The sequence below is a fragment of the Mesorhizobium sp. WSM4845 genome (assembly GCF_055811455.1).
Map to the genome: position 1 here is coordinate 144,352 of NZ_JBVVQA010000002.1, position 17,150 is coordinate 161,501.

17 protein-coding genes and 2 pseudogenes are annotated in these 17,150 nt (G+C 61.7%); 11 read left to right on the forward strand and 8 right to left on the reverse strand.

Features of this window, described 5'->3' with window-relative positions:
• Positions 1-59 precede the first annotated feature (59 nt).
• Together AC0L2C_RS02940 and AC0L2C_RS02945 are read left to right on the forward strand one after the other, a co-directional pair.
• Positions 60-692 carry a CoA pyrophosphatase gene (locus tag AC0L2C_RS02940; protein ID WP_287220113.1) on the forward strand — a complete coding sequence of 211 codons (633 nt, stop codon included), beginning with the start codon at positions 60-62 and terminating at the stop codon, positions 690-692.
• On the forward strand, positions 689-1,957 hold the full coding sequence (locus AC0L2C_RS02945) for a CCA tRNA nucleotidyltransferase (RefSeq protein ID WP_473522654.1): 1,269 nt from the start codon (positions 689-691) through the stop codon (positions 1,955-1,957). Before AC0L2C_RS02940 ends, AC0L2C_RS02945 begins: the two co-directional genes overlap by 4 nt.
• A gap of 6 nt (positions 1,958-1,963) precedes the next feature.
• Here the strand turns inward: AC0L2C_RS02945 and AC0L2C_RS02950 are convergent, their stop codons facing one another.
• From AC0L2C_RS02950 to hemF, 3 genes are all read right to left on the reverse strand, one after another.
• Positions 1,964-2,149, reverse strand: coding sequence for a DUF1059 domain-containing protein (locus AC0L2C_RS02950; RefSeq protein ID WP_023799945.1), 186 nt, complete (start codon positions 2,147-2,149; stop codon positions 1,964-1,966).
• Between the two features lie 246 nt (positions 2,150-2,395).
• Positions 2,396-2,656 carry a DUF1344 domain-containing protein gene (locus AC0L2C_RS02955; RefSeq protein ID WP_027151030.1) on the reverse strand — a complete coding sequence of 87 codons (261 nt, stop codon included), beginning with the start codon at positions 2,654-2,656 and terminating at the stop codon, positions 2,396-2,398.
• Between the two features lie 245 nt (positions 2,657-2,901).
• A complete protein-coding gene (gene hemF, locus AC0L2C_RS02960; RefSeq protein WP_473522655.1) occupies positions 2,902-3,816 on the reverse strand; it encodes an oxygen-dependent coproporphyrinogen oxidase in 915 nt (304 codons plus the stop codon).
• 105 nt (positions 3,817-3,921) lie between these two features.
• On the opposite strand from hemF, the gene AC0L2C_RS02965 reads away from it, so the two are divergent.
• A complete protein-coding gene (locus AC0L2C_RS02965) occupies positions 3,922-4,179 on the forward strand; it encodes a hypothetical protein (protein ID WP_006202578.1) in 258 nt (85 codons plus the stop codon).
• On the opposite strand, the gene soxR is transcribed toward AC0L2C_RS02965, so the two are convergent.
• On the reverse strand, positions 4,176-4,622 hold the full coding sequence (gene soxR, locus AC0L2C_RS02970) for a redox-sensitive transcriptional activator SoxR (protein WP_473522656.1): 447 nt from the start codon (positions 4,620-4,622) through the stop codon (positions 4,176-4,178). The genes AC0L2C_RS02965 and soxR overlap by 4 nt on opposite strands.
• Before the next feature lie 168 nt (positions 4,623-4,790).
• Positions 4,791-5,249: a tRNA (cytidine(34)-2'-O)-methyltransferase gene (locus AC0L2C_RS02975; protein ID WP_287064228.1), complete on the reverse strand. Its 459-nt coding sequence runs from the start codon at positions 5,247-5,249 to the stop codon at positions 4,791-4,793.
• A gap of 417 nt (positions 5,250-5,666) precedes the next feature.
• Here AC0L2C_RS02975 and AC0L2C_RS02980 point away from each other — a divergent pair, with 417 nt between their 5' ends.
• From AC0L2C_RS02980 to AC0L2C_RS03010, 7 genes and pseudogenes are all read left to right on the forward strand, one after another.
• A complete protein-coding gene (locus AC0L2C_RS02980; protein ID WP_287064227.1) occupies positions 5,667-6,137 on the forward strand; it encodes a hypothetical protein in 471 nt (156 codons plus the stop codon).
• Complete coding sequence (locus AC0L2C_RS02985; RefSeq protein ID WP_473522786.1) at positions 6,121-7,995, forward strand: ABC transporter ATP-binding protein; 1,875 nt, start codon at positions 6,121-6,123, stop codon at positions 7,993-7,995. Before AC0L2C_RS02980 ends, AC0L2C_RS02985 begins: the two co-directional genes overlap by 17 nt.
• A gap of 25 nt (positions 7,996-8,020) precedes the next feature.
• Positions 8,021-9,904, forward strand: coding sequence for an ABC transporter ATP-binding protein (locus tag AC0L2C_RS02990; RefSeq protein WP_473522657.1), 1,884 nt, complete (start codon positions 8,021-8,023; stop codon positions 9,902-9,904).
• A gap of 31 nt (positions 9,905-9,935) precedes the next feature.
• Positions 9,936-10,250, forward strand: a complete 315-nt coding sequence (locus tag AC0L2C_RS02995) for a DUF6665 family protein (RefSeq protein ID WP_128174437.1) — start codon at positions 9,936-9,938, stop codon at positions 10,248-10,250.
• A gap of 264 nt (positions 10,251-10,514) precedes the next feature.
• Positions 10,515-10,755, forward strand: a pseudogene (locus tag AC0L2C_RS03000) (calcium/proton exchanger); the annotation flags it as partial.
• 247 nt (positions 10,756-11,002) lie between these two features.
• Entirely contained in the window at positions 11,003-11,557 is a 555-nt protein-coding gene (locus AC0L2C_RS03005) for a BA14K family protein (RefSeq protein ID WP_473522658.1), read from the forward strand.
• Positions 11,558-11,830: 273 nt separating this feature from the next.
• Positions 11,831-12,307, forward strand: a complete 477-nt coding sequence (locus tag AC0L2C_RS03010; protein ID WP_128178093.1) for a histidine kinase — start codon at positions 11,831-11,833, stop codon at positions 12,305-12,307.
• Positions 12,308-12,344: 37 nt separating this feature from the next.
• On the opposite strand, the gene ppk2 is transcribed toward AC0L2C_RS03010, so the two are convergent.
• Positions 12,345-13,178, reverse strand: a complete 834-nt coding sequence (ppk2, locus tag AC0L2C_RS03015) for a polyphosphate kinase 2 (RefSeq protein ID WP_128247200.1) — start codon at positions 13,176-13,178, stop codon at positions 12,345-12,347.
• A 72-nt stretch (positions 13,179-13,250) separates the two neighbouring features.
• Positions 13,251-14,930 carry a SulP family inorganic anion transporter gene (locus tag AC0L2C_RS03020; protein WP_473522659.1) on the reverse strand — a complete coding sequence of 560 codons (1,680 nt, stop codon included), beginning with the start codon at positions 14,928-14,930 and terminating at the stop codon, positions 13,251-13,253.
• A gap of 91 nt (positions 14,931-15,021) precedes the next feature.
• Here AC0L2C_RS03020 and AC0L2C_RS03025 point away from each other — a divergent pair, with 91 nt between their 5' ends.
• A complete protein-coding gene (locus AC0L2C_RS03025; RefSeq protein WP_473522660.1) occupies positions 15,022-16,572 on the forward strand; it encodes a CYTH and CHAD domain-containing protein in 1,551 nt (516 codons plus the stop codon).
• A 229-nt stretch (positions 16,573-16,801) separates the two neighbouring features.
• Here the strand turns inward: AC0L2C_RS03025 and AC0L2C_RS03030 are convergent.
• Positions 16,802-17,148 (reverse strand): annotated as a pseudogene (locus AC0L2C_RS03030) (SDR family oxidoreductase); the annotation flags it as partial.
• Positions 17,149-17,150 lie beyond the last annotated feature (2 nt).

Here is a 17,150-nt window from a genome sequence, read left to right on the forward strand (position 1 = left end):
GCGACGCCAAATGAACCGGGGCATGATGGACCAGGTGACGCGATGGACCAGGTGACACTATGGACCAAGTGACGCCGGCGCCGTTTTCGGCCGAGGATTTTCGCGCCCGCGTCGCGGCGCAGCCGCTGGCGCATGCCGCCGACGATTATGGTGACCATCGCTTCAACCCGGGACATCCGCGTTTGAAGCTCGCAAAGGCGCTGCGCGATGCCGCCGTGCTGATCCCGGTGGTCGATCACGGGCGCTACGCAACGCTTCTGCTGACCAAGCGGGCGGAAAAGCTGCGCAACCATTCGGGGCAGGTGGCCTTTCCCGGGGGCACGATCGATCCTACCGACCCGAGCCCGGAGGCGGCGGCATTGCGCGAGACATTCGAGGAGATCGGGCTTGGCCAGGATCGGGTCGAGATCATCGGCCGCATGCCCGATTACGTCTCCGGCAGCGGCTACCGGATCGCCCCGGTGCTGGGAATAGTGCGGCCGGACTTTTCACTGACGCTGAATTCCGAGGAGGTCGACGCCGCCTTCGAAGTGCCGCTGCGCTTTCTGATGGACCCGGCCAACCACGGCCGCGACAGCCGCATGTGGAACGATCTCGAATGGGTCTTCTACGAAATGCCCTATGACGGACAACACATCTGGGGCGTCACCGCGGGCATCATCCGCACGCTCTATGAAAGGCTCTATACGTGAGCGGCCGGGAGTCGCTCGCGGGCAAAGCCGACTGGCTCGGGGAACGGCATTTGCAGCGGCTGCTTGCGGCGCTGGCGGATGGCGGCGAGGAGGCGCGCGTCGCCGGGGGTGCAGTGCGCAATGCGCTCATCGGCCAGCCGGTTGCCGACGTCGATATCGCCACCACGACCGTGCCCGACGAAACCATCCGCCGCGCCGAGGCGGCGGGTTTCAAGGCCGTGCCGACCGGCATCGAGCACGGCACCATCACGATTGTCGCCGGCGGCAAGCCGTTCGAGGTGACCACGCTGCGCGCCGACATCGAGACCGACGGACGGCGGGCCAAGGTGTTGTTCGGGCGCGACTGGAAGGCCGATGCGGAACGGCGCGATTTCACCATCAACGCGCTCTATGCCGAGGCCGACGGCACGATCGTCGACCTGGTCGGCGGCATTGCCGATATCGAGGCGCGCCGGCTGCGCTTCATCGGCGATCCGGAGGCGCGCATCCGCGAGGATTATCTGCGCATCCTACGCTTTTTCCGCTTCTTCGCCTGGTATGGCGACGGCCGGCCGGATGCCGAAGGGCTGAAGGCTTGCGTCCGGCTCAAGGAGGGGCTTGGCCAACTCTCGGTCGAGCGCGTCTGGTCCGAACTGAAGAAGCTGCTGTCGGCCCCCGATCCATCGCGCGCCCTGCTGTGGATGCGCCAGGCGGGCGTGCTCACCAGCGTTCTGCCGGAGAGCGAGAAATGGGGCATCGATGCGATCCATGCGCTGACCAGGGCGGAGAAGGATCTCGGCTCGACGCCGGACCCGCTGCTCAGGCTGGAAGCGATCGTGCCACCGGACGCAGCGCGGATGAAGACGCTCGCCGAGCGGTTCAGGTTCTCCGTCAGCGACGCCGGTCGCCTCAGGCAGTGGGCGCTGACAGCGCCCGTCGGGCCGAAGACGACCGAAGCGGAACTCGCAAAACGGCTCTATCGCGGCGATCGTCAGGGCCTTGTCGATCGCTTGCGGCTGTCGCTCGCTTCCGCTCGAGCCCGCGCCGTCGAGGACAACGACGCGCTGCTCGAAACTGGCGGCTTCTCGCGGCTGCTGGCCTTTGCCGAAAAATGGAAAAAGCCCGGCTTTCCGCTCAAGGGCGCCGATCTGACGAGGCTTGGCGCGTCGCCCGGGCCGAAACTCGGCGCAACCCTGAAGAACCTCGAAAACGAGTGGATCGAGTCCGGCTTTGCGCTGGATCGCGGCGCACTTCTCAAGCGCGCCGCAGAAGCACTCGAAAATTAGGCAAAATCAGGCCGCGTCGCGAGCCTTTTCGATGCGCGAACGGATCGCTTCGATCATCGTCTCGCGAATGATCGTCTCGCCATGCGTCTCACGCATATGCTCGACTGCGCGCCGCATGATCTCGGCTTCCTCGTCGGCGCGCGTATGCCAGTCACAACCCGGAACGAGCGAGCCGCAGTGGAATTCCTTCATCGGATTTCTCCCTTTCCTCCTCGGAGTGCCGCATCTGCTCTGACACGGAAGCTCCAGCACCTTTGATCGACGCATGATCTCTGTCGCAAACCGGTTGGGTTTTCGGGTCATGCGCTGGCCGAACCAGCATAACACGATCGGATGGTTTTGGTTGCTGCAGAGACCGAAAAAGGCGGAGCATCGCTGCTCCGCCCTCTTGACGCTACCCCGGAGGCAAGACCTCGTCTTGCTCCAGCGGGCAGGCCATCACTTCACGATCCTGACTGCCTCGGCAATTTTGTGCTTGCCGCTCATGTCCCACGAAACGCGGACCTTTTCGCCAGCCTTCAGGCCAGGATTCTTGAAGGCCTTGGGCAGCGTAAAGGTAGATCCGTTATCCAGAACAAGGCTCATGGCCGTTCCATCATAGGTCTTGACCGTGCCCGTGGTGTGCTTGACCGCTGCGAAGGCAGCGCCACCAGAGGCAAGAACGGCAGCAGCCGCAACCGACATAATAAGCTTGCGCATGGCATGCTCTCCTGGAAATGAAGGCACCATTTTGGAAGGTGCCCCACTCAATCATGGGCCGTCCGGTCGCGTCGGGTCGCGGTTCCAGGGAGGCAAGAACCGCCGGCGTTTCCCGGCCCGTAACGAAAAATAGTCCTGCTTTTTCAAATGGATATTAGACGAAAAAGATATTCAGCGCGCCACATTCGCCGCCAGAATCCTGCGATTTGGACCTGATTGCGACTCACGTCCAACTCACCGAGATTTTACGGCCATTTCACCTCTGGCGGCAGGCTGGACAGGATCGCGGCGACGTTGCCGCCGGTCTTCAGCCCGAAGATGGTGCCGCGATCGTGAAGCAAGTTGAATTCGACATAGCGGCCGCGGCGAATGAGCTGTTCTTCACGGTCGCCCTCGGTCCAGTTGTCGTTGAAATTGGCCCGCACCAGATGCCCGTAGACGACGAGAAAAGTGCGCCCGACATCCTGGACGAAGTTGAAATCGGCGTTCCAGCCGCCTTTGTCCTCGTCCGAATGCAGCCAGTCGAAGAAGATGCCGCCGGTGCCGCGCGGTTCGTTGCGGTGCGGCAGATAGAAATACTCGTCGCACCAGGCCTTGAATTTCCCGTGGTCGGCGACGCCAGCGTGCTTCTCGCAGGCAAATTGCATGGCGCGGTGGAAGGCGACCGTGTCCGGGTCCTCCTGGGTGCGGCGACGGTCGAGTACCGGCGTCAGGTCGGCGCCGCCGCCGAACCATTGGCGCGAAGTGACGACCATGCGGGTGTTCATGTGCACCGCCGGCACGTTGGGGTTCCACGGATGGGCGATCAGCGAAATGCCGCTCGCCCAGAAGCGCGGGTCTTCCTCGGCGCCCGGCATCTGCTTCCTGAACTCCGGCGAGAACTCGCCATAGACCGTCGAGGTGTGGACGCCAACCTTCTCGAAGACGCGGCCGCGCATCATCGACATGGTGCCGCCGCCGCCCTTGCCGGCGTCGCGCTGCCACGGCGTCTTTTCGAAGCGGGCGGGCGACCACGAGGCCTGCGGCCCCTGCAGGTCCTGCTCGATCTGCTCGAAGGCGGCGCAGATGCGCTCGCGCAACGTCTCGTACCACAGCCGCGCCTTCATCTTCTTCTGTTCGATGTCGGCCGGCAGCCCCGCCGGTATTTCGGGTCGTTGCAAATGCTGTCTCCTGTTGTCGGGCGTACCCCGACAAATGACTCGTCTTTTCCGGCCGCGATCCCTAATCTCTTAGGTGCAAGGGTCAAGTGTGAATGGAGTCCTTTCGTGCGCACTCCGGCAAGACCGCCGCTGGATGGCCTGAAGAAGAGGCTCGACCGTTCGCGCGCCGAGCGCGAGCGCATGCCGCGCGACGGGTTTTTGCGCGAGACCTTCGTCCTGCCGCGCTCCGATGCGCGGCTCAAGGCGAAAGAGTGGTTCGAGCGCTTTCCCAAGCAGGCCTACTGGACCGAGATCGAAAGCTGGTTCGAGCGGCCGGGCGACGTCATCGAATTCACCATCAGGCGATTGCCGGCGGCGGATTAGCGAGCGACCAACAACCGCCTTGCTCCCGGGCCTTGGGCGCTCAGCCGGTCTTCCTTGTTGCGCAGCGGGCACTTGTCGATCGACATGCAGCCGCAGCCGATGCAGTCGGTCAGCCCGTCGCGCAGCTTCTTCAACTGGGCAATCTTGCGATCGAGCTGGTCGCGCCAGGCGGTTGAAAGCACATTCCAGTCCTCGCGCGTCGGCGTGCGGCCTTCAGGCAGCGATGCCAATGCCTCGCCAATCTCGGCCAGCGAGATGCCGACCTCCTGTGCCACCTTGATGATCGCCACCCGCCGCAGCACGTCGCGGCCGTAGCGCCGCTGGTTGCCTGATGTGCGGTGGCTGCGGATCAGTCCGCGCGCCTCGTAGAAATGCAGCGCCGACACTGCCACCCCGCTGCGCGTGGCCACCTGGCCGACCGTCAGTTCCGTCACCGGAGCCATTCGAATTTTCCGCTTGACCTCAAGTTAAGTTGAGCTTGTAACGAAGAAACCCTTGAAATGCAAACCGCAGGAGAAGGCGATGTGCGCCTGGGTGAGAATGACAAGTGACGGTGCGGTCGTCGGCGAGAAAGCCCCACAATCGCTGCACCCGCTGAGGATCTGCAAATCCTATCCGAGCTGTCGGATCGCCTCGCCGGCCACCATGGCGACGGAAAGCGCGACGTTGATGCTGCGCGCGCCCGGCTGCATCGGGATGATCAGTCGCGCATCCGCCGCCTCGTGGACAGGGTCAGGCACGCCTGCGGATTCGCGGCCGAACAGAAGAATGTCGGCACCGGCGAAGGCGAAATCGGTGTAGGCGGTCGCGGCTCTGGTCGACAGCAGTACCAGCCGCCGCGCTTCGCCTCTGCGCCAGTGCTCGAAGGCTTGCCATTCGACATGCCGGGTCAGCGCCGCCATTTCGAGATAATCCATGCCGGCCCGTTTCAGCGCCCGGTCGGAGAGCGGGAAGCCGGCCGGTTCGATGATGTCGACGCCGAGACCGAGGCAAGCCGCGAAGCGCAGGATTGTCCCGGTGTTGCCGGCGATATCCGGCTGGTAGAGCGCGATGCGGAGACGGTTGTTCATTTCCGCATCCTTCTAATAAGTGGCAGATCGGCCACAACAGGTTCGCGGTTTTGGAAATTTCTGGACCGGCGGGTGGTCATTTTCTGCGAAGTCGGTTATACGCCGGGCATTGTCAACCCGAACCGATGGAGGGGTAATTCATGATGATCATGCACATCCAGCGCCCCTCATGTGGGCTTACCAGCCTGCCGGCGGTTTCGGTTCGACGATTCTCCTGACCTTTTAGACTTCGATCGCACCGATTCTTAGCCGAAACCCTTTTTCGGTCTTCGAAGGAATCCTGCGATGTTTTTCAAGCTGTCGAAGGGGCTGAACGCCCCGCCTGAGCACGCCGCTGTTCAACCCCCGCCTTTCGCTGGCCATTCAGCTGCGAACAGGCCGGATTTTTCTCCCTATTTTCACATGGAGGACGGACCGATGTTCGATCCCTGCAAAATTCCCGGTTCAAGAAACCTGCACGAGCGCAGGATGGCGACCTGGGCGCTGTTGGTCGGCGAAACCTACTCGTCGGCGGTTCACGCCGAAACCCGCCGGCGCCCGCATCGCGGCATGCTGCCGGACGTCGACTTCTCGCGCGCGGTTCCCGACCGCAGCCGGCCGTCGCTGGTGCGCCGGATCATCAGGCTGATCCGCCCTGGCGCGAAATCCGGCGCGAAACTCCGGGTCGTCGACGCAGCGCTGTCAGGATCGTCAAACGAGCCTGTCGGCGAAAAGCCCGCGACATCCTATATTGCGCGAAGCAGGATCGGCGGCCCGGGTGATTCCGGGACGCCGGTCCTTGCTGCCACGCGACCCATGACGCCATGCGCTCCCAGGACGCTACACGCTCCCGCGCGGCGAGAGCGAAAACGAGCATGTGAGTACCAAGACAATGTTCCGCTGGTTTGAAACAAGGCTCGATCCGTTCCCTGCCGAGGAGCCGGTCGAGCCGCCGAAGACGCTGATCGCCTTCTGCGTCCACTATACGCGCGGCGCCTGGCCCTACATCGCAATCGATGCGATGCTGGTGACGGCTATCGCCCTTGCCGAAGTGTGGATGTTCGGCTTCATGGGCAGGATCGTCGACTGGCTGTCGGTGCAGAATCGCGAGACATTCCTGCAGACCGAGGGATGGAAGCTCGCAGGCATGGCTTTCATCGTGGTTTTCGCGCTGCCGGGGACGGTCTGGTTCCATGCGCTCCTCAACCAGCAGACGCTGATGGGCAACTATCCGATGCGTATCCGCTGGCAGGTGCATCGCTACCTGCTCAAGCAGTCGATGGCCTTCTACCAGGACGAGTTCGCCGGACGCATCGCGACCAAGCTGATGCAGACGGCGCTCGCCGTGCGCGAATGCGTCATCAAGCTCATCGATGTGCTCAATTATGTCGTGGTGTATTTCCTCGGCATGCTGTTCATTGTCGGCTCGGCCGACTGGCGGCTGGCGGCACCGCTTGCCGTCTGGCTTGCCGGCTATGTCTTGCTGCTGCGCTATTTCATCCCGCGGTTGGGCAAGGTCGGCGAGGAGCAGGCCAACGCGCGCTCGACCATGACCGGCCGCGTCGTCGACAGCTACTCCAACATCCAGACGGTCAAGCTGTTCTCGCATGCGCGGCGCGAGGCGTCCTTCGCCCGGGAAGGCATGGCCGGCTTTCTCGATACGGTCTACCGATCGATGCGGTTGGTGACGCAGCTCTACGGCCTGCTCTACGTCCTCAACTCACTGCTGTTGTTTTCGGTCACTGCGATCTCGCTGTGGCTTTGGCTCGGCCAGGTGGTGACGATCGGCGCCGTCGCCCTGGTCATCGGCCTCGTGCTTCGGCTCTGGGGCATGTCGCAATGGATCATGTGGGAGATGTCCACCCTGTTCGAGAATATCGGCACGGTGCAGGACGGCATCAGCTCGATCTCGCTGCCGCGCGTCGTCGAAGACAGGCCTGGCGCCAAGGACCTTGTCGTGACCAAGGGCGAGATCCGTTTCGAAGACATCCGCTTCCACTACGGCAAGCAGAAAGGCATGATCGAACGCCTGTCGCTGACAGTGAAGCCGGGCGAAAAGGTCGGCATCGTTGGCCGCTCGGGCGCCGGCAAGTCGACGCTGGTCAACCTTCTGTTGCGCTTCTACGACCTTGAAAGCGGCAAGATCCTGATCGACGGCCAGGAAATCGCGGCGGTGACGCAGGATTCGCTGCGCGCCCAGATCGCCATGGTCACGCAGGATACCTCGCTGCTGCATCGCTCAGTGCGCGAGAACATCCTTTATGGCCGACCGGACGCCAGCAACGAGATGCTGGTCGAGGCAGCACGCCGCGCCGAGGCGCTTGATTTCATATCAAGGCTTTCGGACGCCAGTGGCCGCACCGGTTTCGATGCGCATGTCGGCGATCGTGGCGTCAAATTGTCAGGCGGCCAGCGGCAACGCATCGCGATTGCCCGTGTTATGCTGAAGGACGCACCGATCCTCATCCTCGACGAGGCGACGTCTGCGCTCGATTCAGAGGCCGAGGCGGCGATCCAGGAGAACCTTTACAAGCTCATGCAAGGCAAGACCGTCATCGCCATCGCGCACCGGCTCTCGACGATCGCGGCGATGGACCGGCTCGTCGTTATGGACAAGGGCCGCGTCATCGAGGAGGGTTCGCATGAGCAACTCGTCGCCAGCGGCGGGCTCTATGCGCAGCTTTGGCAGCGTCAGTCGGGCGGCTTCCTGCTCGACGAGCGTGCGGCCGCCAACGATGCCATTGTGAAGGGTCAAGCAGCGGAATGATGGGCCGCAGAATGATGGCACCAGAATGATGATTGCCGTCTATCGCTGGTTCGAGAACTGGGTCTATCCGTTCAGGGAGCCCGCGAGCCTTCGGCCACCGGTCAGCGTCAGCGGTTTCCTCTGGCACTATGTCGGCCAGGCGAAGGTCGCCTTCTTCGCCATGCTTGTCATCGGCGGCATTGCGCCGCTGGTCGAGGCTGGGCTGTTCTACTTCGTCGGCAGGCTGGTCGACATTCTCGACCAGCTCCCTGGCGAGCGCAGCTGGGATGCGCTGTGGACTGCCGCCGGTCCCGAACTTGTCTTCATGGCCGCCGTGGTGCTGGTCGTCCGCACCATCGTCGTAGGCGTGGCGGCGCTGGTCGACGAGCAGACGATCACCCCCGGCTTTTACAATCTGGTGCGCTGGCAGGCGCACCGCCATGTCTCGCGCCAGTCCTACAACTTCTTCCAGAACGATTTCGCCGGCCGCATCGCAACAAAAGTCTGGCAGGCCGGGCAGGCGACCGGCGATTTGATGCAAAGCTTCATCGAGGTCGTCTGGTTCATGGTCGTCTATACGGTGACGACGCTGGTGCTGGTCGCCGGCCTCGACTTGCGGCTGGCGGCGCTGGTGGTGATCTGGATCACCGCCTTCGGCTGGCTGGCCAGGCGCTATCTGCCGGCGATCCGCAAGCATGCCGAGCAAACCGCAGAGGCCGGTTCGATGATCACCGGCCGCATCGTCGATTCCTATTCGAACGTGCAGACGCTGAAGCTGTTCTCGGCCGACGGCGACGACCGCTACATCAGGAGCGGCTTCGATATCTATCTTGACGCGCTGCGCCCGTTCACCCGCCGGCTAACCGGCGTGCGCATGGCGCTGACGACGCTGTCGGGGATGATGATCACCGCGATCGCCTGTTTTGCGGTCTATCTCTGGCTCGAAGGCTCGATCACCGTCGGCGCCGTCGCCTTCACGTTGTCGCTGGTGTTGCGGCTCAACATGCTACTCGGCCGGCTGATGATGCAGCTCAACGGCATCCTGCGGAATCTCGGCGTGCTGGAAAATTCCAAGGCGCTGATCTCGCAGCCGCTCGGCCTGACCGACGCGCCTGACGCCAGGGAGCTTGTCGTCGCCGGCGGCCGCATCGACGTGAAACAGGTCGAGTTCCACTATGGCAAGGGATTCGGCGTGCTCAACGGCATCGATCTTGTAGTGCGGCCGGGCGAGAAGGTCGGACTGGTCGGGCCGTCCGGCGCCGGCAAGACGACGCTGGCCAATCTGATCCTGCGCCTTTACGACCTCGAGGCCGGCAAGATCACCATCGACGGCCAGGATGTTTCAAAGGTGACGCAGGATTCGCTGCGCGCCAATATCGGCGTCGTTAGCCAGGATACTGCGCTTTTCCACCGCTCGCTTCGCGACAACATCAAGCTCGGCATGCCGGACGCGACCGACGCCGAGGTGGTCGCGGTCGCGAAGAAGGCCGAGGCGCACGACTTCATCCTTGACTTGCGCGACAATCGTGATCGCCAGGGCTACGAGGCCTTTGTCGGCGAGCGCGGCGTGAAATTGTCGGGCGGCCAGCGCCAGCGCGTGGCGATCGCCCGCGTCTTCCTCAAGGACGCGCCGATCCTGATACTCGACGAGGCGACGTCGGCGCTCGATTCCGACATCGAGGCGGCCATCCAGGAAAATCTGGCGAGGCTGATGGAGAACAAGACGGTCATCGCAATCGCGCACCGGCTGTCGACCATCGCGGCACTCGATCGCCTGGTGGTGCTCGACGGCGGCCGCATCGTCGAACAAGGCACGCATGACGAACTGGTCGCTATCGACGGGCTTTATGCGCGGCTGTGGAAGCGGCAGTCCGGCGGCTTCCTGTTCAACGAGGAGAGCGTGCTGGAGGAGACGCGGCCGGCGGAGTAGGGCCAGATTTCAGCAAAAAACGGAGTGAATCATGTCGGTGAGAATGCCATCGAATTTCGGACGGTCGGGAGCGCGGGAGAGCGCGCTCGACCTGCTCGGCCATGAAATCCTCGGCGAAAAGGCGGCGGCGCTCGGCCGCGCCGGCCGGCGGGTGGATGAAACGCTGGCGAGGTTGCGTGAACATGGCGAGGATGGCGAACGTCGTGCTCGCCTGCTCAGGGACGCGGCGGAGGCGGTCCATGGCTATTTCATCCAGCGCGAATTGTGCGGCTTGCGCAAGCACGACGCAGTGATCCGGGAATACAACATCCCCAAGGCCGTGCTGGCCAGGCTCGGCGCGAAATAGACACTAGTGTTGAAATCTGACGCTTGGTACCGAAGACGAAATAAATACCGATTTCGACCCGTTCCAGTCGTCCAGATTCGCTCGCGCTACGGAATAAGTTGACCCGAAGCCGCCCTTCATCAGCCCATTTCGCTGCCTGATAGCTGACATTTTTGGCAACCAGCACTGATGGCTCGGAAGCCTGCTGGCGGGGTTGAAGCCATGGACCAGCCAGCGCTCGTTCTAAGACAAACAGTATTTCGCTGATCGTATCCATGGCCCCCCTTGCTCAAAGAAATCCGTGACAATCCCGTTCTCTGGTTGTTGGCCTTTGCGCCTGCGGTGTTCGTCGCCCAAGCACTCGAGCCCGAAGCACACACGCTGCTTTTTGTGCTTTCCGTGCTGGCGATCGTGCCGCTGGCCGCGCTGCTGAGCTACGCCACCGAGTCGATGGCGACCAAAACGGGCGATACGGGTGGGCGGCCTTCTCAATGCGACGCTGGGCAACCTCACCGAACTGATCATCTACTCACTGGGTCTGGTATTCTCGCTTAAAACGCATCGGGAGTTTTTCGGCGGCGGGGATCCCCATCCGGACGCAGGCGAATCGATGTTGCCGGCGCCCGTAGCTCTGGGGACGGCGGCCTGTCTGACCGTCAAAGGTTCGGAGCGGCTTGAGACAATTTGCCGGTCTCGGGAACAAATTTGGATTCTTTCAGTTAATGACGACGTTTCGCATACGGCAAACATTGCCACCAGCGAGGGACGCGATCATGAGGTTCCTGTCAGGCATAGCGACCTCCCTGGTCGCCACTTTTGCACTTACAAGCACTGTTCCAGTTGATGCCGCACCGATCTTCGCGCCCAGGGCACAAAGCGCGCAGTCCGATGTCATCCAAATTCGAGATGGCTGGTACAGGGGTTATCGCGGCTATCGCCACTATCGTCCGGGATACCATAGGCACAACGACTTTTGGTTTCCCGCCGGCGCATTTGTCGCTGGAGCGCTGCTCGGCAGCATGATCGCCAACAACAACGGCTACTACGGCGGGTATTACCGAAGCGGCTTCTACGGCGATCCTTATTACGGCAGACCTTATTATGGCAGACCTTATTATGGCGGAGCCTATTATGGCGGATCCTATTATGGCGAACCGTATTACCGCGACCGGTATTACCGCAACCGGTATTATGGCGAACCGTATTACCGCGACCGGTATTACCGCAACCGGTATTATGGCGACCGGTATTATGGCAATGGGTATCACTCAAACAGGTCCTATCGCCCATGCTCGCCCCGGGAAGCCGATTCCGGTAATTGCTACTAGCGCGGCCTGTCGCGACACATTCTACCGCCTATCGCGAATTTGACCTTGATGTGCCACATGGCATCATGGGATGGTAGCTGGACTGCGAAGACAGACTTCTTGCCGCGGCGGCCGATTCCTTCAATGTGCGGCTGGCAGCCTGCCTCAGTCGACTACCCTGCTGATTTACTTCTTGCGGTTGGGTGGGCATGAATTGAGCCCAACGAACGAGATTGGCAAGACGTCGATCTGCCTCTGTGTTCTATTCTCGAACGGTTTCGAGTGGAGGAGAAAATGGCCAACATCAAAGACACAGCTTTAGACATAAATGCGGCGCCGCCGAGCGCTGAGCAACTGCGAATGGCTCTCCTAGAGGAGCAGATGGCGGAGGCAGACAAGCAGGAAAAGCTGCGGGCGAAAAAAAATCAGGAGCTCACGAAGTTCACAGAAAGTTTCCTCAAGGACCAGGTGAACGAGAATGAAATCGCGATGGTCCGCCGCCTGGTGATGAACGCTGTCAAGAACGGCAAGTACGAAGCACTAGTATATAGTTTTCCGTCGGCCCTTTGCACTGACAGCGGCCGAGCCATCAACAGCGCTGATCCGCAATGGCCCGAAACGCTCCAGGGCAAGGCCAAGCAGTTCTATGAGCGCTACCAGAAGAATGCGAAGCCGCAGGGTTATAAGCTTAAGGCCATGATTATTAACTTCCCCGGCGGAATCCCTGGCGACGTCGGCTTCTTCTTAAATTGGGAGCCCGAAACCAAATAGGAACCGGTAATGGTTCTGAACTGCGTGTCTAGCTGGGTCAAAGCACGTTCGGCACCACGTTGCGCGGAGTTGCATCGTCCACGAAGTTGTCGGGCCGCTTCTGGCGTTTGCTGAAGTTAGGTTTTTCGAACTCGACGCGCTCATAGGGGATGGAGCTCAGAATGTGCGAAATGCAGTTGATGCGCGCGCGCTTCTTGTCGTTTGACGGCACAATCCACCAGGGCGCATGCCTTGTGTCTGTTGCACGGATCATCTCGTCGTAAGCGCGGGTGTAATCCCACCAGCGGTTGTACGATTCGACATCCATCGGGCTCAGTTTCCACTGTCGAAGGGGGTCGTCGGCCCGCTGTCGGAAACGCCGCTCCTGTTCTTCCTCACTCACATCGAGGAAGTATTTGAGCAACGTTATGCCGCTTTCGACAAGGGTGGCTTCAAAACCTGGCGCCTGTTCGAGAAAGCGCCGCACCTGCTTCTCGCTACAGAAGCCCATGACGCGTTCAACGCCAGGACGGTTGTACCAGGAGCGGTCGAATATCACGATCTCGCCTCCGGCGGGCAGGTGCTGGACGTAGCGCTGAATGTAGATCTGGGTCTTCTCCCGATCGGTCGGAGCCGGCAGGGCGACGACGCGGAACACGCGTGGGCTGACGCGCTCGGTGATGCGCTTGATCACGCCGCCTTTCCCGGCGGCGTCACGGCCCTCGAAAATGATCAAGATGCGGGCACCAGACTTCTTTACCCAGGCCTGAAGGTGGGAAAGCTCGACCTGCAACCGGGCGAGTTCCTTCGCATATTTTTTTCCTCCCGATTTCGCTTCCTCCGCCGGTTCGGATATCGTAGCCGCCGCCCTGTCTCTATTCTTCTTACTCATGTCTTCCTCCACTCCACTGGCACGCAGCCATTAAAATGACAGTTAGGTGACAGCAGGAGAGTCCCTGAACTGTCACGCTTGGGCCTCGAACGCATGATACGCCTCTTCGGGAATGTCGAAGACCATGTCGGAGCCAATGCGCTCGATCACGCCGGCGCGAACAAGGATATCGCGCGCTTCGGCGTGAAGCTCCGCTACGCCAAGCCTGATCCCGCGATTGCGCAATTCGTCACATAGCTCCTCCAGCATTGCCGCTGCCGAGCTGTCGATCTGGGAAATTGCACTTGCATCAATCAGCAGCCAGCGTGTGTCGGCCGGCAATTCCTCGGCAATGGACCGCAGCCGCGATGCGACGTAGTCGGTGTTGAAGAACAGCAGGCTGCCTTGAATGAGGCATACGGCGAGGCCGGGTACCTGACGGGCCTCAGGCGTTCGATGCAGTTTGTAGAAACCGTCATGGCCTGGAACACGGCCGAGCATAGCGTCGCGGGGAAACATCAGCTTGCGCAAAACATAGACCAGCGTCGCGCCGATCGCGATGACAACCCCGTTAAGGACGCCCAGACCGATCGGACCCCACATCGCGATAAGGGCGAAGACGAACTCCATGCGGCTGATGCGCCAAATCTGCCTAAGGGCGGCGAGATCTATCAGGCTAATTGCAGTAGCCGCAAGAATCGCCCCGAGCGCAGGGATCGGGATAATCCTTAGGGTCGGACCGAGAAACAGCAGTGTCGCGATCAGGGTCGCGGCAGCCACGATGCTCGTCACCTGCGAGCGTCCGCCAACGGTAAGGTTGACCGCCGTGCGCGAGTCGGAGGCCGTCACCGGGAAGGCGCCGAAAAGGCCCGCCCCTATGTTCGCAGCGCCAAATCCGATGAGTTCGCGGTTTGGATCGACCGGGTAGCCGCCTATTGCCCCAAAGCTGCGGGCCGTAATGATGCCGGCGCCGTAGCTCACGAGGAAGATCGCCGCGGCGCCGAGGGCCAATGTCTGGATCGGAAGGTCAGCGATCGCTGGCAACGACAACGAGGGCAACCCTGTCGGAATATCGCCGACTACGGCGATGCCGCGTCCTTCAAAGTCGAAAACGGCCGAAAGCACTACGGAGAGGACCACGACCAGCACTGGCCCGGGAACCGGAAAACGCATGGCCCGCGCGATCTGCAACAAACCGAACATCCCCACGGCCAGCAGAAGAGACGGCCAATGTATCGATCCGGCCTTGCGCAGAAGTTCGAGGACCGGTGCGAGCAGGCCTTCCGCCTCGATCTTGAGTCCGGTGAAGCGACCGATTTGGCCGATCAGGATCGAAAGCGAGATGCCGATGAAGAACCCCGTCAGGATGGGACGCGACAGGAAGGTTGCAAGAACGCCGAGCCGAAGCACCCACGCCGCCAGGCAAAACAAACCGACGCCAAGCGCGAGGATTGCTGCGATCGCAGTTCGGTCCACTTCGAGCCCGACTGGCACGCTCGCGGTAACCGCGACCAAAACCCCCGCAAGCACCGTCATCGTAGCCGCGTCCGGACCGACTATGAGCTGACGCGAGGGGCCAAAGATCGCGTAGGCAACCAGCGGCGCGATGCTCGCGTAGATGCCGGTCTCAGGCGGCAGGCCCGCTATCGCAGGATAGGCGATAGCACTGGGAAGCCCAACCGCGGCAACTGCAAGCCCGGCAGAGACATCGCTCCGCACCCAGCCCGGTTGATAACCGGAAAGGCTCGTAAGCACGGGAAGGCGCAAGCCCACCGGGTTGAATCCTTAGCTGGCATAGCAATTTTATTAGCTTAAGCTACTCTATAGTCTTGCACCGGGCCTGACAACACTACAACACTCGGCCATGAGCGAGATCGAGCTAAAATTTCTCCTCGACGAACTGACGTCGAGCCAACTGGGCGTGCGCGCGAAGGCGTTGAAGCTGGTTACTGGCCGCCCGAAAACCAGGACGCTCAAAAGCATCTATCTCGACACCCCTGATCATGCGCTGAAGAAGGCAGGAATGGCGCTCAGACTCCGGCGCGACGGGCGGCGTTGGATACAGACCGTTAAGACCAAGCCAGAGCAGCATGGCGGCCTCTCGCAGGTTGGCGAGGTGGAGAACCCGGCTCCGGGCGGGCGGCTGTGTCTCGAAGCGATTCCGGACGCAGCGGTCCGAGAGGAGGTCGTTCGCCGCGTGAACGGCGCGCCGCTTGAGTTCGTCTGCGAGACCGTGATCAGGCGTTCCGCCAGCGAGTTGTCCCTTGAGGACGGCACGCGTGCGGAACTGGCAATAGACATCGGCGAAATCCACGCCGGGGGGCGCTCGGCCGAGTTGCGTGAACTCGAGATCGAACTCATCGAGGGCAGCTTGGGCGGACTGTTCGACATTGCACATCTACTGTTTCCTGAGGGGGGCCTGAGGTTCTCCCGCCTTACCAAGGCGGCGCGCGGCTATCTGCTCGCGGAACAGGGACGGATCGACCCGCCGCTCGCGCCCCGCAATGCCGAGGACGTTGCACTCGATCGGGCTCAGATCGCCGAGCAGGCGGCACGCGACGTCCTTCGCGAGTGCCTCGATCAGGTCGCCACGAATGTCGTAGTGATCCGGGAGCTGGACGATCCCGAAGGGCCGCACCAGTTGCGGATCGGCCTGCGCCGATTGCGAAGCGCGTTCTCTGTCTGCGCTTCCGTTCTGAAGAGCCCGGAAATGACGCGGCTCAGCATGGAAGCCCGCTGGCTTGGCCAGGAGGTCGGGCGTCTCAGGGATATCGATATGGTGACGAACAATATCGTACGGCGGGAGGCCGAGGCCCACGCGGATGAACCGGGTCTGCCGCCCCTTGCCGATGTTCTCTCGAGGCAGGCGGGGGGACTGCGCGATCACCTTCGCAAGGTTCTCCCCGACGCGCGCGTGCAGGCGTTCCTGATCGACCTGGCGCGTTTCGTGGAGGCGCGAGGCTGGCTCGTTCCTCAAGATTTTGGCCAGACCGAGCGGCTTGCAGCGCCGGTCGTCGAGTTGGCTGGCAAGGCACTCAGCAAGCGCTGGAAGAAAGTTAGCAAGCACGCACGTGGACTGGAGACTCTCGATGTGGAGCAGCGCCACGAGTTGCGCAAGGAACTAAAGAAGCTGCGCTATACGGTTGAGTTCTTCTCTCCCTTGTACCCGGCGAAACGTGCTGAACCGTTCCTGAAGCAATTGAAGAAACTTCAGGCGGTCTTCGGCGATCTGAACGACGCGGCGGTCGCCAGAGCCATGTTGACGGGAGCGGAAGCGCCCGGCGCCGGCGATCCGGCCGCGCAACGCGCCATCGGATGGGTGATCGGAGCGAGTCAGGCGCGCGCCGAATTTGGCTGGGCTGGCGCAAAAACCTTGTGGGGAAGCCTCGACGAGACCCGCCCCTTCTGGAAGTGACGGGCTGGTTTGTTGCCTGATGCTGCTATGTGGTAACTTTCCGAACACCGGCAAGGCCACAATGAGCAGCAATCGCAGCTTGATGCCGAACCGTACCTCTGACCGCCCGGCATAACGGGCACTAGCCTAAGATAGGCACGTTCTCGGAAGAGATGAAACCGACATCGTGGTGTGGCGCGAGCAGCAGACAGGTGCCTTCGCGCTTGAGCCACTCGCCGATGGCGGCGACTTCCTCTGGCGCATCGACCACGCGGCCCTGGAGTGTATCCTTCGGTGAGAAGGCGATCGAGTGGACGAGAAAATCGAGTTCGCCCCAGGCTTTCTCAATGCGCTCGAAGACCGCCTCTATCTGACCCGGCACACCGACGTCCAACGGCATCATGATCGGCGCTTCCAACTCCCGAGCTAGCGGTTCGACGTACTTTCTCGCCTTGTCATTCAGATAAGTGACAGCGAGCTCGCACCCAGTGCGCGGAAAGCCTTGGCGCAGCCCCACGCGATTGATTGGTCATTCGCGATGCCAACGATGAGCCCCTTCTTGCCTTCAAGCAATTGCGCTTTTGCGACGGGAATCATGC